24 protein-coding genes are annotated in these 21567 nt (G+C 66.8%); 18 read left to right on the top strand and 6 right to left on the bottom strand.

Going from position 1 to position 21567, the window contains the following annotated elements:
- Window positions 1–2: 2 nt before the first annotated feature.
- Both B6S44_RS20840 and B6S44_RS20835 read left to right on the top strand, forming a co-directional pair.
- On the top strand, window positions 3–1004 hold the full coding sequence (locus tag B6S44_RS20840) for an ABC transporter ATP-binding protein (protein ID WP_129158761.1): 1002 nt from the start codon (window positions 3–5) through the stop codon (window positions 1002–1004).
- Entirely contained in the window at window positions 1001–1993 is a 993-nt protein-coding gene (locus B6S44_RS20835) for an ABC transporter ATP-binding protein (RefSeq protein WP_129158760.1), read from the top strand. The genes B6S44_RS20840 and B6S44_RS20835 overlap by 4 nt, the downstream gene beginning before the upstream one ends.
- Window positions 1994–2002: 9 nt before the next feature.
- Here B6S44_RS20835 and B6S44_RS20830 read toward each other — a convergent pair whose 3' ends face one another.
- Together B6S44_RS20830 and B6S44_RS20825 are read right to left on the bottom strand one after the other, a co-directional pair.
- On the bottom strand, window positions 2003–2227 hold the full coding sequence (locus tag B6S44_RS20830) for a hypothetical protein (RefSeq protein ID WP_129158759.1): 225 nt from the start codon (window positions 2225–2227) through the stop codon (window positions 2003–2005).
- A gap of 70 nt (window positions 2228–2297) precedes the next feature.
- Entirely contained in the window at window positions 2298–3551 is a 1254-nt protein-coding gene (locus tag B6S44_RS20825) for a peptide ABC transporter permease (protein ID WP_129158758.1), read from the bottom strand.
- A gap of 179 nt (window positions 3552–3730) precedes the next feature.
- On the opposite strand from B6S44_RS20825, the gene B6S44_RS20820 reads away from it, so the two are divergent.
- The 4 genes from B6S44_RS20820 to B6S44_RS30095 all read left to right on the top strand — a co-directional run bounded on the left by B6S44_RS20820 (window position 3731) and on the right by B6S44_RS30095 (window position 5978).
- Window positions 3731–4249 (top strand): DUF2478 domain-containing protein, encoded by a 519-nt coding sequence (locus B6S44_RS20820; RefSeq protein WP_129158757.1) that lies wholly within the window; start codon window positions 3731–3733, stop codon window positions 4247–4249.
- A gap of 20 nt (window positions 4250–4269) precedes the next feature.
- Window positions 4270–5160 (top strand): formate dehydrogenase accessory sulfurtransferase FdhD, encoded by an 891-nt coding sequence (locus B6S44_RS20815; RefSeq protein WP_129158756.1) that lies wholly within the window; start codon window positions 4270–4272, stop codon window positions 5158–5160.
- A complete protein-coding gene (gene mobA / locus B6S44_RS20810; protein WP_129158755.1) occupies window positions 5153–5785 on the top strand; it encodes a molybdenum cofactor guanylyltransferase MobA in 633 nt (210 codons plus the stop codon). The genes B6S44_RS20815 and mobA overlap by 8 nt, the downstream gene beginning before the upstream one ends.
- A 70-nt stretch (window positions 5786–5855) precedes the next feature.
- Window positions 5856–5978 carry a hypothetical protein gene (locus B6S44_RS30095; RefSeq protein ID WP_282568191.1) on the top strand — a complete coding sequence of 41 codons (123 nt, stop codon included), beginning with the start codon at window positions 5856–5858 and terminating at the stop codon, window positions 5976–5978.
- 10 nt (window positions 5979–5988) lie between these two features.
- Here B6S44_RS30095 and B6S44_RS20805 read toward each other — a convergent pair whose 3' ends face one another.
- Window positions 5989–6390, bottom strand: a complete 402-nt coding sequence (locus B6S44_RS20805; RefSeq protein ID WP_129158754.1) for an SRPBCC family protein — start codon at window positions 6388–6390, stop codon at window positions 5989–5991.
- Window positions 6391–6550: 160 nt separating this feature from the next.
- Between B6S44_RS20805 and B6S44_RS20800 the strand changes: the two genes are divergently transcribed.
- A complete protein-coding gene (locus B6S44_RS20800) occupies window positions 6551–7039 on the top strand; it encodes a VOC family protein (protein ID WP_129158753.1) in 489 nt (162 codons plus the stop codon).
- 58 nt (window positions 7040–7097) lie between these two features.
- Here the strand turns inward: B6S44_RS20800 and B6S44_RS20795 are convergent, their stop codons facing one another.
- Window positions 7098–8231, bottom strand: coding sequence for an Mrp/NBP35 family ATP-binding protein (locus B6S44_RS20795; protein WP_129158752.1), 1134 nt, complete (start codon window positions 8229–8231; stop codon window positions 7098–7100).
- Window positions 8232–8259: 28 nt separating this feature from the next.
- A complete protein-coding gene (locus B6S44_RS20790) occupies window positions 8260–8490 on the bottom strand; it encodes a sulfurtransferase TusA family protein (protein WP_248309671.1) in 231 nt (76 codons plus the stop codon).
- Window positions 8491–8669: 179 nt separating this feature from the next.
- Here B6S44_RS20790 and B6S44_RS20785 point away from each other — a divergent pair, with 179 nt between their 5' ends.
- Window positions 8670–9932 (top strand): c-type cytochrome, encoded by a 1263-nt coding sequence (locus tag B6S44_RS20785; protein ID WP_248309670.1) that lies wholly within the window; start codon window positions 8670–8672, stop codon window positions 9930–9932.
- An 86-nt stretch (window positions 9933–10018) separates the two neighbouring features.
- Complete coding sequence (locus tag B6S44_RS20780; protein ID WP_129158749.1) at window positions 10019–11044, top strand: hypothetical protein; 1026 nt, start codon at window positions 10019–10021, stop codon at window positions 11042–11044.
- 27 nt (window positions 11045–11071) lie between these two features.
- Here the strand turns inward: B6S44_RS20780 and B6S44_RS20775 are convergent, their stop codons facing one another.
- Window positions 11072–13111, bottom strand: coding sequence for a 4Fe-4S binding protein (locus B6S44_RS20775; RefSeq protein ID WP_129158748.1), 2040 nt, complete (start codon window positions 13109–13111; stop codon window positions 11072–11074).
- 129 nt (window positions 13112–13240) lie between these two features.
- On the opposite strand from B6S44_RS20775, the gene B6S44_RS20770 reads away from it, so the two are divergent.
- The 9 genes from B6S44_RS20770 to fdh3B all read left to right on the top strand — a co-directional run bounded on the left by B6S44_RS20770 (window position 13241) and on the right by fdh3B (window position 21487).
- Window positions 13241–13984 (top strand): biotin/lipoate--protein ligase family protein, encoded by a 744-nt coding sequence (locus tag B6S44_RS20770; RefSeq protein ID WP_129158747.1) that lies wholly within the window; start codon window positions 13241–13243, stop codon window positions 13982–13984.
- The gene (locus B6S44_RS20765; RefSeq protein WP_129158746.1) at window positions 13981–14532 is read left to right on the top strand and encodes a DUF6505 family protein; all 552 of its coding nucleotides are present in this window, start codon (window positions 13981–13983) and stop codon (window positions 14530–14532) included. Before B6S44_RS20770 ends, B6S44_RS20765 begins: the two co-directional genes overlap by 4 nt.
- Entirely contained in the window at window positions 14529–15539 is a 1011-nt protein-coding gene (locus tag B6S44_RS20760) for a DUF6352 family protein (protein ID WP_129158745.1), read from the top strand. Before B6S44_RS20765 ends, B6S44_RS20760 begins: the two co-directional genes overlap by 4 nt.
- 10 nt (window positions 15540–15549) lie before the next feature.
- On the top strand, window positions 15550–16056 hold the full coding sequence (locus B6S44_RS20755) for a DUF3305 domain-containing protein (protein WP_129158744.1): 507 nt from the start codon (window positions 15550–15552) through the stop codon (window positions 16054–16056).
- Window positions 16056–16772: a DUF3306 domain-containing protein gene (locus tag B6S44_RS20750; protein WP_129158743.1), complete on the top strand. Its 717-nt coding sequence runs from the start codon at window positions 16056–16058 to the stop codon at window positions 16770–16772. Before B6S44_RS20755 ends, B6S44_RS20750 begins: the two co-directional genes overlap by 1 nt.
- Window positions 16773–16877: 105 nt before the next feature.
- The gene (locus B6S44_RS20745) at window positions 16878–17666 is read left to right on the top strand and encodes a Cro/CI family transcriptional regulator (RefSeq protein WP_129158742.1); all 789 of its coding nucleotides are present in this window, start codon (window positions 16878–16880) and stop codon (window positions 17664–17666) included.
- Complete coding sequence (locus B6S44_RS20740; RefSeq protein ID WP_465246126.1) at window positions 17663–17884, top strand: formate dehydrogenase; 222 nt, start codon at window positions 17663–17665, stop codon at window positions 17882–17884. Before B6S44_RS20745 ends, B6S44_RS20740 begins: the two co-directional genes overlap by 4 nt.
- Window positions 17885–17897: 13 nt before the next feature.
- Window positions 17898–20876, top strand: coding sequence for a formate dehydrogenase subunit alpha (locus tag B6S44_RS20735; RefSeq protein WP_129158741.1), 2979 nt, complete (start codon window positions 17898–17900; stop codon window positions 20874–20876).
- 14 nt (window positions 20877–20890) lie between these two features.
- Complete coding sequence (fdh3B, locus tag B6S44_RS20730) at window positions 20891–21487, top strand: formate dehydrogenase FDH3 subunit beta (protein WP_126113572.1); 597 nt, start codon at window positions 20891–20893, stop codon at window positions 21485–21487.
- Window positions 21488–21567: the final 80 nt, after the last annotated feature.

Genomic DNA, 21567 nt, shown 5'->3' with positions numbered 1-21567 from the left:
CGATGACCCAACCCGTCCTCTCGGTTCAGGACCTCACCGTCGAGTTCGTCACGCGGCGTGCCACGCTGCGCGCCCTCGACAAGATTTCCTTCGATATCGCCCGCGGCGAGGTGCTCGGCGTCGTCGGCGAATCCGGCGCCGGCAAGTCGGTCACCGGCTCGGCGATCATCGGCCTGATCGATCCGCCGGGCCGCATCGCCGGCGGCAAGGTCGTGCTCTCGGGCGAGCGCGTCGACAACCTTTCGCCCGAGGAGATGCGCCGCGTCCGCGGCAAGCGCATCGGCATGATCTTCCAGGACCCGCTGACCAGCCTCAACCCGCTCTACCGGGTCGGCGAGCAGTTGATCGAGACGATCCAGACGCATACCGATCTCAATGCGGCGGATGCGCGCAAGCGCGCCATCGCCCTGCTCGACGAGGTCGGCATACCCGCGCCCGAACGGCGCATCGACGGCTATCCGCACGAATTCTCCGGCGGCATGCGCCAGCGCGTCGTCATCGCGCTCGCGCTCTGCGCCGAGCCGGAATTCATCATCGCCGACGAGCCGACCACCGCACTCGACGTCTCCGTGCAGGCGCAGATCATCAGCCTGATCAAGCGGCTCTGCAAGGAACGCGGCACCTCGGTGATGCTGGTCACGCACGATATGGGCGTGATCGCCGAGACTGCCGACCGCGTCGCCGTGATGTATGCTGGCCGCGTCGCCGAGATCGGCCCGGTGCGCGACGTCATCAAGGAACCGCTCCACCCCTATACCCAGGGGCTGATGGGCGCGATCCCCTCGATCACGGGCGATGCCGAGCGGCTCGTGCAGATCCCGGGCTCGATGCCCAGGCTCTCCAGCATCCCCAGCGGCTGCGCCTTCAATCCGCGCTGCTCCAAGGTTTTCGCCCGTTGCCATGTCGACCGGCCGGAACTCATCGATGTCGGCGGCCATCAGGTCGCCTGCCATCTCTACGACCAGGCGAAGGTGCCGAGCGGCAAGACGGAGATCGCGGCGTGAGCGAGAAAGCCTTCGTCCAGGTCCGTGACCTGAAGCGCGTCTTCGACGTCTCCAGGCCCTGGCTCAACCGGGTGCTGGAGAATGCGCCCAAGCAATATCTCAAGGCCGTCGACGGCGTCTCCTTCGACATCCGCAAGGGCGAGACCTTCGCGCTCGTCGGCGAGTCCGGCTCGGGCAAGTCGACCGTGGCGCGCATGGTCGTCGGCCTGTTGCATCCCTCCGGGGGCACGGTCTCGATCGACGGCGTCTCGATGTCCGATCAGGCCGCTTCCGCCGAGCGCCAGCGCCTGCGCAAGCGTATCCAGATGATCTTCCAGGACCCTTACGCCTCGCTCAACCCGCGCTGGCGCGTCGGACGGATCATCGCCGAGCCGATCCGTGCCTTCGGCATCATCCAGGGCGATGCCGCGATCGAGACGCGCGTCGGCGAATTGCTCTCGCTGGTCGGCCTGCATCCCGACGACGGCAAGAAGTTCCCGCACGAATTCTCCGGCGGCCAGCGCCAGCGCATCGCGATCGCCCGCGCGCTCGCTTCCAATGCCGAGTTCATCGTCTGCGACGAGCCGACCTCGGCGCTCGACGTGTCCGTGCAGGCGCAGATCCTCAATCTGATGCGCGATCTGCAGGAGAAGTTCGGGCTGACCTACCTGTTCATCTCGCACAATCTGGCGGTCGTCCGGCACATGGCGACACGCATCGGCGTGATGTATCTCGGCCGCCTCGTCGAGGTCTCCGACGGCAAGCAGCTCTTCGCCGCCCCGCGCCATCCCTATACCAGGATGCTGCTCGATGCGGTGCCCGACCTCGCCATGATCGGCAAGGCGCGCGAGGGCGTGAAGGGCGAGATCCCGAACCCGATCAACCCGCCCTCGGGCTGCACTTTCCACCCGCGCTGTCCGCTGGTCTTCGATCGCTGCCGCATCGAGAACCCGCCGGTGATCGACGGCGTCGCCTGTCATGCGGTGAATGCGGGGCGGGCGGCGGCGTAAGCGCTTTGCTCAGGCGGCGCGCCGGCCATGTAAGCTGAGCAGCTCGAGGCCCTTGCGCGTCACCGTGACCTGCCTGTCCTGACGCGTGAGATAGCCGCGATCGACGGCGTCCTCCCAGACCGTCAGGTGCGGGCAGGAGGTGCGCCAGGTCTCCAGGAGTTCGGCATGGCTGCGCGCGTCGCGTGCGACCCATTCGACGAGATCGAGGATCAGCGGATCGTCTTCGGCAAGCATCGCGGCCTCGCCTTCCCGGGACGGGGCACGATAATAGCGCTCCGCAGCCGGCCAGAAAAGCTGCGTCCCGTCACGCTCCGGTCGGCGGGCTTGGCGCCTTCGGACGGCGGCTCAGGGGCGCCACCGGCCGCTCGGTGCGGTACTGGCCGCGTGCGATCGCGGTGAACAGCAGCGCGACGGCGGTCAGCGTCATCAGCCACCAGGTCTGGAACGAGGCGAAGCCGAGGGCCGCCAGCGCGAAGGCAGTGACATAGGCCGCGACGCCGCCGGCGGCGAGCGCGCCCGGCATGCGGCCGGCGGCGCTGACCGCAAAATAGAGGCAGAGCGCGCTCGTCGCTGCGCCGACAAGGCCGAGCTCATACCAGGTCTCGAACAGGATCGTGGTCGGCACCTCGAGCGGCAGCGCCCCGGTGGTGCGCCCGCGCAGCACGGTGTCGAGACCATGCCCGGTGATGAGCTGCACCGGCCGGCTGGAGATGATGTCGGCCCAGATGTCGAGGCTGATGCCGACCGTGCTGAACACCGCGGGCGAGAGTCGGAAGAACGGCAGCAGCAGGAAGGGCAGGAGCGGGGCGAGCAGCATCAGCCCGGCCATGATGCCGCCCATCAGCCTCGCGCCGACGATGCGGTTGGCGCTGACCGCGCCGAAGGCGATCGCGCCGCAGAGCATCGCCATCGCCTCGCCATCCTCGATGCGCGACAGTGCGAGCAGGCCGACGACCAGCGCCAGTCCCAGCGCGGTCAGGCCGCGCTCGCGCGAGAGCAGCCAGGCGAGCGCCGGCCAGGCCATGATCAGCACGATGCTGACGCCGCGCTCGACGCTACCAGCGGCGTTGGCGGCGCGCGAGTCGATCGGGCTCAGCGCCTCGGTCAGCAGCAGCCCGAGCGCGAAGATCGCAGCGGTGCCGGCGCCCAGGGCCGCGAGGTTGAGGTTCGAGGCCCGCATGCGCTCGGGCAGCGCGGCGGCGCCGGCGAAGCCGAGCGCCACGGCAAGGAAGAGATTGGCCGCCTTCTCGGTGGCCGAGCCGGTATAGGGGCTCCAGATCAGCGAAAGCACCGCCCAGCCGACCAGCGCCCACAGCGTCACGCCGGCGCGGCTGAAGATCGCTGCCCTGATATTGCCGGCGAACCAGCGCGGCGCCTCGATCAGCGCGGCGATCGCCAGCAAGATGACGCCGATCGGCACCAGCACGACGGCGGCGCGGCGCGACACCAGCGAGGCCAGCGGCAGAGCGAGCGCCAGCGTCGCAAAGCCGATGCGGCGCAGCAGCAGAGCTGCGTCGGTCGCGGGGTCGAGAGGCGTCTGGGCGTTGGGACGGATCATGGGCAAGCTGACTCGGCGAGCCGCGCCCGGCCGGAATGCCGAGTTCAGCCCACGCCACCCTAGCGCCTGCCTCAAGCTTCGACTGTAGGTGCGTTGCAACACTGGCAAAGCATCTCGCGCAGTTTGGAACACCTAAAGTTCACTGGCTGCGCCGGCCGTTCCGTGAGATGTAAGAGACGATGACTGCTCCGCTCGCCGCGATCGTCTATTCCACCGGCTTCCCCATCGACGAATTGATGGCGGAGGTGGCCGATACCTTGAAGCGCGAGGCCGTCCGGCTCGGCGGCGTGGTCCAGCACAACGATGGCGATTGCGCGAGCGGCTGCGCCAGCATGTCGCTCGAGGATCTCGCCTCGGGCCAGCTCTTTCCGATCAGCGAGGATCGTGGCGCGGGTTCGGCCGGCTGCCGGCTCGACGCGGCCGGGCTCGCTGCTGCCGGCGCCGCCGTCTCCGGCGCGCTGTCCGGGCCGGTTGATCTCGTCATCGTCAACAAGTTCGGCAAGCAGGAGGTGCTCGGCCAGGGCCTTCGCGCCGAGATCGCCGCCGGCGTCGTCGCCGGGCTGCCGCTGCTGACCGCCGTGCGCGACGACATGCTCGCCGCCTGGTCGGAATTTGCAGGCGAAGACTGGCAGCGCCTGCCGCCCGAATCTGCCGCGGTGACGGATTGGGCGATGGCGGTGCTGCGCCAGCCGGCCTGAAGGCTCGCAAGGAACTACCCGTGCCTGTTGGCAGCGACTTCCTCGACGACTACCTGATCCGGCCCGATCCAGCGGCTGCTCGTCTCGGCGCGACGGTTGCCGGCATCGACCATAGCGGCGCCCGCGTCGAGACCCGCGTCGTCACCGAACGGGCGCTGACCCTCTATCTGAACAGCCAGGAGATCGTCACGATGATGACGATCGGCGACCACCCGGAGTATCTGGCGCTCGGCTATCTCCTCAACCAGAACATGCTGAAGCGTGGCGACCCGGTCGAGGCGGTCGATTATGACGAGGAGCTCGAGGTCGTCGTCGTCCGCACGCCCGAGCGCACCGATTTCGAGCAGAAGCTGAAGAAGAAGACGCTGACCTCGGGCTGTGCCCAGGGCACCGCCTTCGGCGACCTGATGGAGGCGATCGACGAGATCGTCCTGCCGAAAGCCGAGCTGCGCACGAGCTGGCTCTATGGGCTGACCCGCAAGATCAACACCACGCCCTCGCTTTATCTCGAGGCCGGCGCGATCCATGGCTGCGTGCTCTGCGAGCGCGACAAGCCGCTGGTCTACATGGAGGATGTCGGCCGCCACAACGCCGTCGACAAGGTCGCCGGCTGGCTCTTCCGGCACGATGTCGATCCCGGCAGGATGATCTTCTACACCACTGGTCGGCTGACCTCGGAGATGGTGATCAAGACCGTGCGCATGGGCATCCCGATCCTGGTCTCGCGCTCGGGCTTTACCGAATGGGGTGTCGAGCTCGCCCGCAAGGCCGGGCTCACTTTGATCGGCCGCGCTCGCGGCAAGCGCTTCCTGGCGCTCGCCGGCGAGGACCGCATCGTCTTCGATCAGGACCCGGACAGCGTCGAGGAGGAAGGCGGCAAGCATCGCCGCAAGGGATCCGGCGATGACTGATACCAGCCGGGCAACCCTCGGCCTTCTCCTCGCCGGCGGGCTCGCCCGTCGCATGGGCGGAGGCGACAAGCCGCTGCGCACCATCGCCGACCGGACCATCCTCGCTCATGTCGTCGAGCGCTTGGCGCCGCAATGCGACGGCCTGCTGCTCAACGCCAATGGCGATCCCGCCCGCTTCGCCGATTACGGTTTGCCGGTCGTCGCCGACAGCGTGCCGGATTTCGCCGGACCGCTCGCCGGCATTCTCGCCGGGCTCGACTGGCTGGTCGCGAACCGGCCAGACCAGCAATGGCTGGTCAGCGTCGCCGCCGACACGCCCTTCATCCCGCGCGATCTGGTGGCGCGGCTGCATGCGGCGCGTGGAGTGGCGAACGTCCCGCTCGCCTGCGCCGCCTCGGGCGGCTGGACGCATCCAGTGATCGGGCTCTGGCCGGTCGCACTGCGCGAGCAACTGCGCCATGCACTCACCATCGAGGACGAGCGCAAGATCGACCGCTGGACGGCGCGCCATGGCGTCGTTTCGGTCGAATGGCCGGTGACGCCGGTCGACCCCTTCTTCAATGCCAACCGGCCCGACGATCTCGCCGAGGCCGAGCGGCTCCATGCCGCGCTCGGCGCTGCTTGATCGGGGGACGCGCCGCCCCTAGATTCAACTGATAAGCGAAGCTTATTCGCCTGCCTCTGGGGGAAGTCGCATGAAGTCCTTTGTCATCGCCGTCGCCTTCGCCGCCATCGCCGCCTATGGCGCGAGCCTGGTGCTGGCGACCTATCAGCGTCCGGTCGACGTCGCCTACTCGACCAGCAGCGTCCGGCTCTGACGCGTCCCGCTTAGCCTTCCAGCAGGGCTTTCAAGCGAGCGAGGTCGGTCGCGATTGTTTCGGCATCGCGGGCGAACGCGTCGTCCGTCATCTCCGGGTGCCTGAACAGCGTGAACACCACCTCGCTGCCGCTGCCATTGGCGAGCACGCGCATCGGGTTGTGCATCGGCGGGGCGGCGTCGGGAACGACGGCGTGGTCGAGGATGCCGTAGGGGTTGGGCTCGCTGAACATCACGCGCATCGGCCCCATCGGCGTCTGGGCGCGATAGGTCATGCCCTCGACATGGTGGAACTCGCCGCCGAGCCCTTCCGCCCATTTCGGGAAATTCATGGGCTCGGCGAGGAAGCCATAGACCTCCTCGATCGGCCGTTTGATCGAGATGCTGATATGGCGCGCTGGCAAGACGGGCATCACCGCTTCTCCTAAACTTTGACGATAGAACATAACATGAACAAAATCGAATGTCATCGCGTATCGGTGATGGGCTGTGTCCGAGCTTGCCGCGGGTCGATCAAGATTCCGCCGGCTTCCCGGCCCTCTATTCCCGCGGCGACGGATCAGGAGATTCGATATGGAGCAGACCATCGGCTTGGGCTTGGCGATTTTCGTGCAGCACGGACGCGAGCAGCAGGCAGCGGACTTCTACAGCGAGGCGTTCGAAGCACGGCAGTTGAAGGCATACAGGGTCGATGGCGAGATCGCTGGGGTCGACATGCTGATGGGTGGAACGCGGATTTCCGTCGCCGGTTCCAATCCGCGCCGCGAGGAGGAGCCGTCCTATGGCGGTCCGTTCTTCCCCAAGGCGGCCGGCGCGGTCAGCACGATCGTCCAGCTGACGGTGCCGGATATCGAGGCCTGCTTCGCACAGGCGATCGTGGCCGGGGCCGCGCTGCGCGACCGGGTCCAGACCGATGTCGAGGGACGGCGGGTGGCCTCGCTGTTCGACCCGTTCGGGCACATCTGGGTGCTGATCGAGCGGCAGGTGGAGTCGGCTAGAGTGTCTCCCGACCAGCTCGCAGTGCAGGCTGAGCGCTCGAGCGGGCTCGATCTGCGGAACTAGAGCATCGGACCGAAAAGTGGGAACCACTTTTCGGTCCGATGCGGCGATCCAAAAACCCTTATTCGATCACGATCCGTGGCGCTGCCCTGGCCGGCCCGGCGAGGCCGGCCTTCACCTGCCGCGCCAGGGCGACATAGGCCTTGGCATGGGGGCTGTCGGGGTCGCTCGCCACGATCGGGCGGCCGCCATCGGAGGTTTCGCGGATCGGCATGGCGAGCGGGATCTCGCCGAGGAAGGGCACACCCTGCCGCTCAGCCTCGTGCCGCGCCCCGCCATGGGCGAAGATGTCGGAGCGGTGGCCGCATTCCGGGCAGATGAAGTAGCTCATATTCTCGACGATGCCGAGGATCGGCACCTCGACCTTCCTGAACATGGCGACGCCGCGGCGGGCATCGAGCAGCGCCAGGTCCTGCGGCGTCGAGACGATCACTGCGCCAGCGAGCGGGGTCTGCTGGGCCATGGTGAGCTGGGCGTCGCCGGTGCCGGGCGGCATGTCGACGACGAGCACGTCGAGCTCGCCCCAGGCGACCTCGCGCAGCATCTGGGTGATCGCCGAGATCACCATCGGCCCGCGCCAGATCATCGGCGTCTCCTCGTCGATCAGGAAGCCGATCGACATGATCTTCAGGCCATAGGCCTCCATTGGCGCGAGCGTGCGGCCCGAGACCAGCCGCGGCTTGCCGGTGATACCGAAGATCTTCGGCACAGAGGGCCCATAGATGTCGGCATCGAGCACGCCGACCTTGAGGCCGAGCGTCGCGAGGGCCACGGCGAGGTTGGCGGTGGTGGTCGACTTGCCGACGCCGCCCTTGCCGCTCGCCACCGCGATGATCTGCTTGACGCCGGGAATGCCGGCTGCCTTCGGCACCGGCCCGCCGGGGCCGGGCTGGCCATGCGCCTGCCGGCGCGCCTCCGCCGCTTGCGATGGCGCCGGGCGCCCCGGCGCCTTGTCGGCGGTGAGGCCGACCAGCACCTGTGTCACGCCAGGAATGCCGCCGACCGCGCTCTCGGCCGCCTTGCGCACCGGCTCCATCGCGCCGGCCTCGGTCGCGTCGATGCCGATCGCGAAGATGACCTTGCCGTCGTCGATCAGGATGTCGCCGATGCGGCCGGACGCCGCCAGCGATTGCCCGCTCGCCGGCAGCTTCACCAGTTCGAGCGCGCGCAGGATGTCGTTTTGCGAAAGGGCCACGATCTGGGATTCCCGTGTTTGCGCGACGCTAGGCCGCGGCCTTGCGGATGTGGAAGACCAGCAGCTCGCCCTCGCTGCTGCTGAGTTCGATCGCGTCGCCGGTCTCGCGCATCAGGTTCGGGATGTCGATCGCCGCCATCGGATCGGTGCATTCAACCAGGAACAGAGCGCCGGGGGCCGCACTTTTCAGCGCCTTGCGCACGCGCAAAGCGGGAAGAGGGCATTTCAGGCCGCGCAGATTGAGGGGGATCGAAGTCATGCTGCGCTTCATATGATGGCTTTTCGCAAGGGAGCAACAGCATCTATCCTTCTCCCCCCGGGGGGAGAAGGTGTCTGCGAAGCAGACGGATGAGGGAAGTCATGCGCCGGCGCCTTTCATGCCCTCATCCGTCAGCGCTTCGCGCTGCCACCTTCTCGCCCAAGGGGCGAAGGGTTCGCGTGGCGCTTCTCGCGCTTTTCATTGCAGCGTTGCCGGCCACCGCCCAGGAACTGCGCGGCCATGGCGGGCCGGTGCGTGCCGCCGCCGTCTCGGCCGATGGCGCGGTGGCCCTGACCGGCTCCTTCGACCAGTCGGCGATCCTCTGGGACCTGGCGCGCGGCAGCGCCATCAAGGTGCTGCGCTTCCATCAGGGGGCGGTCAATGCAGCGTTGTCCGTCAACGGCGTCGGCTTCGCCACCGGCGGCGAGGATGGCAGGATCGCGCTCTGGCGCGGCGATGCGCCCGAGCCTGCGAAGGTCATCGAGGGGCATAAGGGGCCGGTCGCGGCGCTGGCAATCTCACCGGAAGGGCAGCATCTCGCTTCCGCCTCCTGGGACGGGACTATCCGGGTCATCGGGCTTGCCGATGGTTCTGCGCGCGTGCTCGAAGGCCATCAGGGTCCGGTCAACGGCGTCGCCTTCGCGCCGGGCGGTCTGATCGTCTCCTCCGGCTATGACGCGACCTTGCGCCTCTGGCCCGCCGATGGCGGCGTGCCGCTGATCGTCACCACGCCGGCACCGCTCAATGGCGTTGTCGTCGCGCCCGACGGCGAGATCGCGGTCGCGGCTGCCGATGGCCACTTGCGCCTGTTCGGGCCGGATGGAGTACAGCGCGCCGAAATCCCGGTCGGCGAGACGCCGTTGATCGCACTCGCCATCTCCCCCGATGGTGGAACGATCGCAGCCGGCGGGCTGCGCGGCCAGGTCGCGCTGGTCGACCGCAGGACGCGAACCATCCGCGCGACGCTTGTCGGGCCGGGCCTGCCGGTCTGGTCGCTCGCTTTCCTGCCCGATGGTCGGCAATTGCTCTCAGGCGGCGCCGACCGGCTGGTCCGGCGCTGGAACGCCGTCACCGGCGAGCATGTCGGGGCGGTAGTGCCGCGTGCCGGCGAGGATGCGCTCGCCGCCTTCCAGGGCGAGCGCGGGGCGCAGGTCTTCCGCGCCTGCGCGGCTTGTCACACGCTGACGCCGGCCGATGGCAACAGGGCCGGTCCGACCCTGCATGGCATCTTCGGCCGCCGCATCGCCACCGCACCGGGCTATGCCTATTCCGAGGCGCTCAAGGGCATGGACATCGTCTGGAGCAAGGAAACCGTGGCGAAGCTGTTCGAAATCGGCCCGAACGCCTACACGCCCGGCACCAAGATGCCGGAGCAGACGATCGGCTCGGCTGAAGATCGGCAGGCCCTGGTCGACTGGCTGGAGAAGGCGACGGCCCGCTGACTCCGTCAAAACTGGGGATAACCACACCCTCCGGTTGTCATGACGTAGAGTTAGATCAAGAATTGCCTCGGGTTGGGGCATTTTCCATGACATTCAAGCTGCGCTTGCCGCTGGCATTCATGGCCGGACTGTTCCTGTCCGGCTGCGCGATCACGGATGAGTTTTCACGACAGGGTGGATTTACGGACCGAATTCTAGATGGAGTGCTCTTTAGCGCCGACGAGAAAGAGCACAGGGTTTTCCGATCCTACCTATTGGTAGGTATACTGGCCAGGATTGGCAGTGAATCGCCCGTAAATATTGATGACCGAGAAGCGATTGGCTTCAGAATTGCTCAAGCTGTTCAGGCCAGCAGGGAGGCTTTGATTTGCGCCAGGGACTCAAACTGCGCGTTCTTCGAAGATCGGCAGGCGATACTTGATCGGCGGTTGTTCCGATTGGCGGTCGCTGTTCTGTATCCTGAAGAGACGCGAGACCTGCTTTCCAAGGTAGGAAAATCATTACAAGGTAAGCTGCCGGTCGCGGGGCGGGCGCTGCAGGCGGCCTCGGCTGCCGTCGAGCTGGTTGGAGAAGCCGGAGGGACTGTCAACGAAGCGGCGGGTATCGTGAATTCCTTGCTCGATCTCGGCTTTGTCGCGTTCCAGTACAGTCAGCGACTGGGGCCGCTTTATCGCGATAGCATTGATCTCGATATGAGTATTCTGAAAGAGGCGCTAATCGCGCGGCTGGAGGATGGGGGCTGGTCGTGTAACAAGGATGGAGAGGCCAAAAGCATTGGCATGCCCGTTGATGAGGAGAGCGCTTTAACGGTCGAGGAGGCAAAGAATATTTGCTCGGTAAGCAAACGTGCAACGAGCCTTCATAACAACGGGGTAGGGTCCATTCGTGAATGGCGCGGCTTTCTGAGTGAAACCGCAAAAGCATTGTTAGCGTACATGAAGCCGCAAGACCGTCACTGGGCGCAAGCGAGCGACCTGATTTCACGAGGATGTATGCTGCTCCTCAAAGAGAAGAAGGTGGAGGTTTGTCGCCCTAAGAATTCACTCATTCACGAGCGCGAGCTCAGGCATATGCTGAAACGACAAAAAGAGATCGATAAGGAACTGAATTAAGCTCGCTTACGCCCGATCGAATTGCTCCTACCCCAGCGGATCTTCGCCACGCTCCGCGCGTTCGCGCAGATAGTCGTCGGTGGTGCGCACCGGCGGGCGCTGCGGCGAGAGGTGCGGGTCGAAGCTCTCGTTGACCACGGCCTCGACCCGGCAATCCTCGCACATGCGCAGGATCGAGGCGCGCTTTGCGCCTTCGCCGGCGAACATCCAGTGCTTGTTCTCGAGCTTCGCCGCGATCTTCTCGATCGTGCTCCGGACGCCGAAGGGCTTGGCGCAGGAGATGCAGTGGAATGGTTCCTCCTGCTTGACGATGCGGCGGCCACCCTTCCAGGCGTCGAAATCGATGCGCGGCTCCAGCGTGATCACCTTTTCCGGGCAGGTCGCGGCGCAGAGCCCGCATTGCACGCAGAGGTCCTCCTGGAAGGTGAGTGTCGGCCGCTCCGGATTGTCGCCGAGCGCGCTGACCGGGCAGGCCGAGACGCAGGCGAGGCAGAGCGTGCAGCCCTCCGTGTCGACATGGACCGCGCCGAAGGGTGCGAGCGGCGGCATCGCGACGTTGGCGACCGGCGCTGGCGCGATGGCATGCAGTTCGCCGATCGTCTGGCGCAGCAGCGGCCGCCCGGCTCCCATCGGCCGGAAGCGTGCGGGCTGCGCGGCGCTCGTGCCGGGCGCGATCCTCGTGAGGGTGGCGGCCAGCTGATCGGGGTCGTCGGTCTCGATCAGCGCGGCGCGGGCCTCGCCATAGCCGAGCGCGCCGGCCAGCGCATTGGCATAATCGAGATTGCGCGTCAGGCCGGATATGTCGTGCTTGGGCTTGGCCCGGCCGAGCACGCGGATGGCGGAGGCGCCGAAGGCGAGTGCGGCGGCGAAGGTCTCCAGCCCGATCTGGGTGATCTCGTTGACGCGCAAGGGGAGTACGCGTGCCGGCAGGCCGGCGCCATGGCGCGCGAGCGCCTCGATCAGGGGCTCGCCATGGTCGCCGTCATGAAGGAGCACGACTGGCTCGCGCCCGCCGGCCTCGGCATAGGTGACGAGCAGGGTCCGGAGCTTGCGGAGCAACGCATCGGCCGGAGGCAGCGTATAGGTCACCGCGCCGGTCGGGCAGACGGCGGCGCAGGCGCCGCAGCCGGCGCAGATCTCGGCCGAGATTGCGACATGGTCGCCTGCCGGGGTGATCGCGCCGGTCGGGCAGAGCTCTAGGCAGCGTGTGCAGCCGGTCTTCTTCGAGCGCGCATGGGCGCAGAGCCCTTCGTTGAGGGCGACATAGGCCGGCTTGTCGAACTCGCCGACGAGCCCGCTCGCCTGGAAAGCCAGCCGCTCGACTGCGGCCGGATCGCGCGGGTCGGCACGCAGATAGCCGGCGCGCAGGTCACCCGCCGGGAAGAGTGGCGTGCCGCCGGAGATGTCGATCACGACGTCGCATTGCGAGATCGCGCCATTGCGCGGCGCCTCGAAGACGAGCTTGCCGCGCGAGGAGGGGCTCGGGGCGGCGTAGTCGTTGACGGTGAGCTCGAAGGCGCCGAGCCAGCCGTTCGCCTGCGCGATCGTCCCTTTCAGCACCGGGAATTCGTCGGTGCGCGGCGGCGCGATCTCGCCGGGGCGCGACAGCAGCACGGTGACGTCGAGATGCTCGGCGAGCCGATGCGCCAGGGCGATCGCGACCTCGTCACGGCCATAGATCAGCGCGACACCCTTGCTGGTCAGCGTGGTGAAGGAGGCCGGCGGCAAAGGCTCGCTCGCGGCGGCGAGCAGGGCGGCCATCTTGGGGCCGGCGGCCTTGGCTTCATCCGACCAGCCGGCCTGTTCGCGGATGTTCGTGAAGACGAGATCGCCGGCATAGTCGAGGTCGGCGGCGATCTCTTCGAACAGCGGCGCCTCCTGCGTACAGGCGACAGTGATCGCGTCGCTCTGCCCGAGCATGGCGCGGAAGCGCTCTACCTGGCTGCGGCAGAGATGGCGGTGCTCGCTGATCTCGGCGCCGCTGCAACCGCGCCGCAGCGCCGCGCCGTCGAGAGGCATCGTGTCCTCGCACGAGCAGACCATCAGCGTGCGGGCGACATTGGTCATCGGGCAGGCATCCTCATGATCGCAGCAGCGTCTTTGGTCGCGCTTGCGATAATCTCATCTTATATGGAATTGGAATGGCTCCAAAGAAGCAAGCCTCTCCCTTGGGATGAGAGGCGCAGGGCAGGGACGATGGCGGCAGGGCCGGTCAGGCAGGACGATCTCAGGCGCGAGCCGGTGCTGCCACCGGGGTTTTCGCTCGTCACCCTGCGCGAATCGGGCGATGCCTTCGCCCATGCGCAGGCGATTGCGGTAGAGGCCGGGGCTGCGACCTTGGTCTGGGTGCGACGTTTCGACATCGTCGAGTTCGCGGTGGTGCTGGAGCCTGACGCCATCCTCGCCGAATCCAGGCTTGCGCACTACCTCGCCATGAATGCGCTCGCCGATGCGCTCGCAGTCTATTCGCCGCCGGAGCGGCCACTGCTGTTCCGCTGGCCGGATGCTCTGACCTATGATCTCGGTCTGATCGGCGGTGGCCGCCTCGGCTGGCCGGCCGAGTGCCCGGAGGGGCAGGTTCCGGACTGGCTCGTCTTCGGCGCGATGGTCCGGGCGACGACGATGTCGCCGTTCCAGCTTGGCCAGACCGGTGTTGGCATGGCCGAGGAGGGTTTCGAGGAGGTCGATGCCGTCGATCTGATCGAGGCCTTTTGCCGCCATCTCATGCTCGGCGTCAGCCATTGGCAGGAAGAGGGCGCCAAGGCGGCGGCGCGGCGCTGGCTCGACCGGCTGGAGAAGACTGTCGGCGTGCGTCACGGCATCGAACCGAATGGCGACCTGATCGCGACCTCGCAGCACGGCGTCGAGCACCGAAGCATGGTCGAGGCGCTGGCCAAGGTCGACTGGCTCGACCGCGAGAGTGGAGCGCCGAAGCTGTGAGCACTCTCAAGCTTCCCCGCGCCATCCGGCTCGACCCGTCGGATGGTTTCGTCTTCCGCAAGGCGGCAGAGCCCGGCGAATGGCTGGTCACCGGCTCCTTCCTGTTCACGCCGGAGAGCGTTGCCGGGCTCGACACCAAGGGCCGGGTCGCCTTCCGCTCGGGTTTCCTCGGCATCGGCAGCTTCGGCTGGAGCACACTCGCGGTCGTCACGGAGGCGACAACGGAGGAGCGCGAACGGGCGGTGGCGGCACTCGCCGCGCAATTCGTCGACAAGCTCGGTGCGCCCGATCTTGCGGCTGCACGCGCTGCTGCCGAAGAGGAGATCGCCTTTGCCGCCTCGCTCTGCGATCATCCGGCGCAGACCCTGCTCGCTCTGCATCGTACGCTGGAAGATGGCGAGATTCGCGAACGTTTCCGCAGCCTGATGCCGCGCGGCGACCGGCCGAAGGATGCCTTCCGCGCCTTCGAGTTCGTCGAGGTCGATGGCGAGGACGAGCCGCAGGAGCAGGTCGACCTAATGCAACTGATGAGGGACGCGCCGCGATGACCCATTTCTGGGCGAGCTCCGGCCATCTCCTGCTCGACCGCGAGGAGGGCGGCGGTCTCGTCGTCACCGATGATTTCCTGAAGGCCTATCTGGCGCGGCCGGAGGTGCTGCCGCCTGAGGAGGCCTGCGATGCAGAGCGGGCCTTGCATGCCAGGCTGATGGCAGAGCCGCAGGCCGAGATCGCCGAGCGCGAGATCGCCGCCATCGCCGATGCCGATGCGCGCGAGAACTGGCGCTTCCTGCTCGGCTGGCGCGAGCGCCTGCTGGCGGCGCCGACCTTGCAGGGCGCCTATGCCGGAATCATCCGCAGCGGAGCTTCGGGCATCCCGCCTGTCTTCCTCGACCAGCTTGTGCACGTCATCCTGCGCGCCGGGCTCGACGAGGAGAGCGATCCCTTCGTGGTGCGCGCCGCCGAATGCCTGTTCCGGCCGCAGCGCGCCACGCTCCACGAGAACACGATCCTGCTCGCCGATGCCGAGATGATCGAGGGCCACGAGGCCGACCGGCATGCCTCGCCGCTGCTCGCCATGCTCGGCGGGCCTGCAGTGACCTCGCTCGATATCCTAAAGAGCGCCGATGCCGACCGCTACTGGCAGCGCTCCGACGCCTTCGACATGGTGCTCGACCTCGGCGGCAAGCCCTCGGGCCGGGTCGCGCTCGGCAAGGCGATCGCGCACTGGATCCGGCAGGTCCATGGTTTCGATGTCGAGATCGAAGCCGTCGAGAACGTCCGCGATGCCGATTGGCGCTGGTTCGTCGGCCTCGATGCGCAGGCAACCGCGATCGGCAACGCGCTCTGGAAGGGCGAGATGCTCGATGAAGACAAGGCCTCGCGCCTGATCGCACTCTACCGTTTGACACTGCCATCGGAGGTGCCGGTACTGCCGGCGGCCAAGGGAGCGCCTATCTATCTGATGCTGGCAATGGATGGCGACCGGATCGTCCGGATGAAGCCGCAGAACCTGGTGACCGGCCTGCCGCTCGCGGTGCACGAGATGGCGAACTGAGGACGAGGCCATGCAGCAGCATCACGAGGTCGGTGTCGTGGTCGAGCGACGCAAGCTCGATTCGCCCTGGGCCGACCATGTCTGGGCCCCGATCGCGGTGCTGCCCGAGCCACCGCCGCTCGCGCCCTGGAGCCGGCTGGCCGGCGATGACAGGCGCGAGCAGTTCTATCTCGGCTCGGCCGTGCTGACGCTGCACTCGGTCGACACCGCCCATTTCCGCGAGAATTTCGCGACCGGCCAGGCCAGGCTCTGGGTCGCGGTCAGGCCGACAGGGATCGAGCCGGCGCTGGAGCTGGTCGGCGTCACTGCCGACCCGTCCGAGGGCGAGGTCTTCCTGGAGAATGTCGACGACATCGTCGAGGCCGTGCCGATGCCGGCCGCGATCGCTGAGGCCGTGCTCGCCTTCTTCGAGGCGCATCATGTCGAGCGCGAATTCATCAAGCGCAAGCGCACCGAGCACGATCCGCGCAAGGGTGGCTTGCGGCCGCGCCCGGGCATCGAGCGCGGAGAGGACTGATGTCGCGCCCCGACGACGCGGATCGTGAGGAGGGCTTCCTGGGGCGCTGGGCGCGTCGCAAGCAGGAGGCTCAGCAAACAGCTCCGCCGGCTGCCGAGCCGACACCGATCACCACTGAGCCTGTTTCGGAAACTGCCGCGCCTGCACCTGAACCCGAGATGGTCGAGCCGCCCTCGCTCGACCTGATCGACAAGGATTTCGACCTCGCGCACTGGCTGAAGCAGAACGTGCCGGAGGAATGGAAGCTCAAGGCGCTGCGTCGCGCCTGGGAGAGCGATCCGATGATCTCGGGCTATCTCGATCCGGCCCGCGACTACGCCCTGGACTGGAATACGCCGGGTGGCGCGCCAGGCTACGGGCCGCTCAGCGAGTCGGACAATGTCGAGGAGATGCTGGCCAATATCTTCGGCAAGCCGCCCGAACCCGCCGCCGAGCAAGGCGAGGCGGTGCGTAATGACGTCGCAGTTGTTCAACCTTCGTCTAATGACGAGAGCGGGCCTGATTCTGCTGCGGCGCAGCAGGTTCCTGCTATAGCCGCCGATACCGCCCAGCCAGTGCGGCTGAGCGACGAGGGTGTTTCCCGAAAATACGTTGAAAAAGCCGCTGAATCGCGTGTTTCTCCGAGCGACAATTCTGTTGCGATGCAAAAAACGCCCGATATTCAGCCGCCCCAGCAGCGGGCAAGGCGACGCGGCGGCGGTGCGACACCGCTCTGAGCTTCAGTTGAGAACAATTGCAATCTATGGCGATAAGGTCTCATTATCACCGCGTGTGCCAGCACGTCCGAACGTGCCGGTGCGGGATTGGAGACGCCTTCGTTTATGCGAGACCAAGCTCTGGAACGGGCGATTGGAGCGGCCGGCGGCGTACGTGCGCTGGCGCGGGCGGTCGGTGTCTCGCAGCCGGCGATCTCGAGCTGGAAACGCGTCCCGGCCGATCGCGTGCTCTCCGTCGAGACTCTCACCGGAATTTCGCGCAGCGAGCTCAGGCCCGACCTCTATCCGCACGAACCGATCGTTGCGCCTGCCGCTGCCGAGATCGACGAGATCGACGCTGCCCGCGCCGATGAATTCGAGCTGATCGGCGCCTTGCTCTGGCGCGCTCCGACGGCCGAGACGCTGGCCGCTCTGCAAGGCCTGCGCGGTGATGCCTCGCCGCTCGGCATGGCGCATCTGGCGCTGGCGGAAGCGGCGGCGGAGGCGAGCCCCGACCAGGTCCGCGACGAGTTCTTCCAGATCTTCATCGGCGTCGGCCGCGGCGAGCTCCTGCCTTACGCCTCCTATTATCTCACCGGCTTCCTGCATGAGCGCCCGCTCGCTCTGGTACGCGAGGACATGGGCAAGCTCGGCCTCGCTCGCGCCGAGCGCGTCGGCGAGCCCGAGGACCATGTCGCCGTGCTGATGGACATCCAGGCCAAGCTGATCCGCGGCGAGGTCTCGGGCGAGGGCGTCGACGACGCGTCCTTCTTTGCCCGCCATATCCGGCCCTGGGCCGACCGCTTCTTCGCCGATCTCGAAACCACTCCGGCAGCGCGCTTCTACCGCGCCGTCGGCCGGGTCGGCAGCCTCTACCTTTCGATCGAGACGCAGGCTGCGAGCCTGCCCGCATGACTTACGGCACGGAGGAGACGACGATGTCGCAGAAGAACAAGGATGCGGGGCTCGACCGCCGCAACTTCTTCAAGGCGCTCGGCGCCGGCGCGACTGTAGCGGTCGCACCTGTCGCGGTCACGCCTGCCGCCGCCGTCGATCCCGGCAAGGACGAGACCAAGGCGCGCTATCGCGAGAGCGAGCACGTCAAAGACTTCTACCGCGTCAACCGTTACTGAGGAGGCCGGCGTCATGCTGATCAAGCGCAAATCCGCCGACGTCCAGCGCGGTCGCCTGCAGAGCGCCCTCGGAGGCCTTGCCTCCGGCGTGATGGACCGCCGCTCCTTCCTGCGCCGCTCCGGCCTCGTCGCCGGTGGCGTCGCGGCTGCCGGCGCCCTGCAGATCGGTGCCGTCCGCAAGGCGGAAGCTGCCGGTTACGGTCCCGCGACCGGGACCAAGGTCGTCAAGAACATCTGCACGCATTGTTCGGTCGGCTGCACCGTCCGCGCCGAGGTCGCCAATGGTGTCTGGGTCGGCCAGGAGCCGGCCTGGGAGAGCCCGATCAACCGCGGCAGCCATTGCGCCAAGGGCGCCTCGGTGCGCGAGCTCGTCCATGGCGATCGGCGCATCAAATATCCGATGAAGCTGGTCGACGGGCAGTGGCAGCGCCTGTCCTGGGACCAGGCGGTCAGCGAGATCGGCGACAAGATGATGGAAATCCGCGCCAAGTCGGGCGCCGATTCCGTCTACCTGCTCGGCTCGGCCAAGTTTTCCAACGAGGGCTCCTATCTGTTCCGCAAATTCGCGGCCTTCTGGGGCACCAACAACGTCGACCACCAGGCGCGCATCTGCCACTCGACCACGGTCGCGGGCGTCGCGAACGTCTGGGGCTACGGCGCGATGACCAACTCCTACAACGACATCCGCAATTCGAAGACCGTGATCTTCATGGGCTCGAACGCGGCCGAGGCGCACCCGGTCTCGATGCAGCACATCCTGACCGGCAAGGAGCAGCAGCGCGCCAACGTCATCGTCTTCGACCCGCGCCTGACCCGCACCGCGGCCCACGCCACCGACTATGTCCGCTTCCGCTCCGGCACCGACATTGCGGTGATCTGGGGCCTGATGTGGCACATCTTCCAGAACGGCTGGGAGGACAAGTCCTTCATCGCCGCGCGCGTCCACGGCATGGACGACGTCCGCAAGGAGGTCGAGAAATACGATCCCAAGACGGTCGAGGACATCACCGGCATCCCCGGCGAGCAGCTGAAGCGCGTCGCCCAGACCTTCGCCACGGTGAAGCCGGCGACCTTCGTCTGGTGCATGGGCGTGACGCAGCACTCGGTCGGAACGGCCAATGTCCGCGCCATCTGCACGCTTTTGCTGGCGACCGGCAATGTCGGCTCGAACGGCACCGGCGCCAACATCTTCCGCGGCCACTGCAACGTCCAGGGCGCGACCGATTTCGGCCTCGATATCTCGAATCTGCCTTGCTATTACGGCCTGGTCGAAGGCGCCTGGCGCCATTGGGCCCGCGTCTGGGGTGTCGACTACGACTATTTCATGTCGCGCTTCGACGAAGTCCCGGCCAAGGGCGGCCGCGCCGCCCGTACCCGCAAGCAGAACATGGAGACCTCGGGCCATACCTCGACCCGCTGGTTCGACGCCGCGAACCTGCCGGCCGAGCAGGTCGACCAGAAAGACAACCTCAAGGCCATGTTTGTCATGGGCCATGGCGGTAACACCATCCCGCGCATGCCCGATGCGGTGAAGGGCCTCGAGAAGCTCGAGCTTTTGGTCGTCTGCGATCCGCACCCGACCAATTTCGTTTCGCTCGGCGGACGTAAGAATGGCACCTATATCCTGCCGGTCTGCACCCAGTTCGAGACCTCGGGCTCGCGCACCTGCTCCAACCGCTCGGTGCAATGGGGCGAGAAGGTCGTCGAGCCGATCTTCGAATCCGCCAGCGACTATGCGGTCATCTACAAGCTCTCGCAGAAGCTCGGCTTCGCCACCGAGATGTTCCGGCCCTACGAGATGGTCCAGGGCAAGATCGGACTGGAGCCGACGGCTGAATCGATCCTCAGGGAGATCAACCGCGGCGGCTGGTCGACCGGTTATACCGGCCAGTCGCCCGAGCGCCTCAAGCTGCACATGGCGAACCAGGACAAGTTCGACATCGTGACGCTGCGCGGCGCCAAGGGCTCCCCGGTCGAGAACGACTTCTACGGCCTGCCCTGGCCGTGCTGGGGCACGCCGGAGTACAAGCACCCCGGCACCCATATCCTCTACAACACCTCGCTCGCAGCGAAGGACGGCGGCGGCACTTTCCGCCCGCGCTTCGGCCTGACCCGCGAGCGCACGCTGCCGGACGGAAGCAAGGTCGAGGATACCCTGCTCGCCGAGGGCGGCTCCTACTCTCTCAACTCGGATATCAAGGACGGCTATCCCGAGTTCACCATGGGCGTGCTGAAGAAGCTCGGCTGGGACAAGGACCTGACGCCGGCGGAACTGGCGACCATCTCCTGGATCGGCGGCAACACGATCGACAATGTCTCCTGGTCTACCGACCTGTCGGGCGGCATCCAGCGCGTCGCGATGGAGCATGGCTGCGTGCCCTATGGCAACGGCAAGGCGCGGGCCAATGCCTGGAACCTGCCCGATCCGGTGCCGACCCATCGCGAGCCGATCTACTCGCCGCGCGTCGATCTCGTGGCGAAATGGCCGGCGCGGCCGGACGAGCGGACACTGCGCATCCCGAACCTGCACACCTCGGTGCAGAAGGCGGCGGTCGAGAAGGGCATCGCCAAGTCCTTCCCGATCGTCCTGACCTCCGGCCGCCTCGTCGAATACGAGGGGGGCGGCGAGGAGACGCGCTCGAACAAGTGGCTGGCCGAATTGCAGCAGGACATGTTCGTCGAGATCAATCCGGCGGACGCGGTCGCGCGCGGCATCAGGGACGGCGCCATGGTCTGGGTGACTGGTCCTGAGAACAACTCCAAGGCCAGGGTCAAGGCGCTGGTGACCGAACGCGTCGGCAAGGGCGCCGCCTTCATGCCCTTCCACTTCGGCGGCGTCTTTCAGGGTGTCGACCAGCGCGGCAACTACCCGAAGGGGCTGGACCCGATCGTGCTCGGCGAGTCCGTCAACACCATCACCACCTATGGCTATGACCCCGTGACCGCCATGCACGAAGGCAAGGTCACGCTGTGCCAGATCGCAGCGGCGTGAGGAGGAGCTGAACCATGGCCCGGATGAAATTCCTCTGCGACGCCGATCGCTGCATCGAGTGCAACGCCTGCGTCACCGCCTGCAAGAACGAGAACGACGTGCCCTGGGGCATCAACCGTCGACGCGTCGTCACCATCAATGACGGCAAGCCCGGCGAGCGCTCGGTCTCGATGGCCTGCATGCATTGCACGGACGCACCCTGCGCCGCAGTCTGCCCTGTCGATTGCTTCTACACCACGGCGGATGCGGTGGTGCTGCACAACAAGGACCTGTGCATCGGCTGCGGCTACTGCTTCTACGCCTGCCCGTTCGGCGCCCCGCAATATCCGAAGGTCAGCAACTTCGGCTCGCGCGGCAAGATGGACAAGTGCACCTATTGCTCCGGCGGCCCGGAGGTCGACCTCTCGCCGGCCGAATTCCAGAAATACGGGTCGAACCGCCTCGCCGAGGGCAAGCTGCCGCTCTGCGCCGAGATGTGCTCGACCAAGTCGCTGCTCGCCGGCGACGGCGAGGTGATCGCGCAGATCTACAAGGAACGGGTGGTCAAGCGCGGCTATGGCTCGGGAGCCTGGGGCTGGCAGACGGCCTACCGGGAAACCATCACGATCTGAGCTGGGGGAGGGGGGCGCATCACGGCCTGAAAAGGTCGGGTGCGTTCCTCCCCAGTCAGATACCGCCTTCGTGAAAAGGA

It is taken from the genome of Allobosea sp. Tri-44, assembly GCF_004123845.1.
In the GTDB taxonomy this organism is placed as follows: Bacteria; Pseudomonadota; Alphaproteobacteria; order Rhizobiales; family Beijerinckiaceae; genus Allobosea.
The sequence above is the reverse complement of the archived record's forward strand: the minus strand, read 5'-3'. Positions and strand labels throughout refer to the sequence as shown.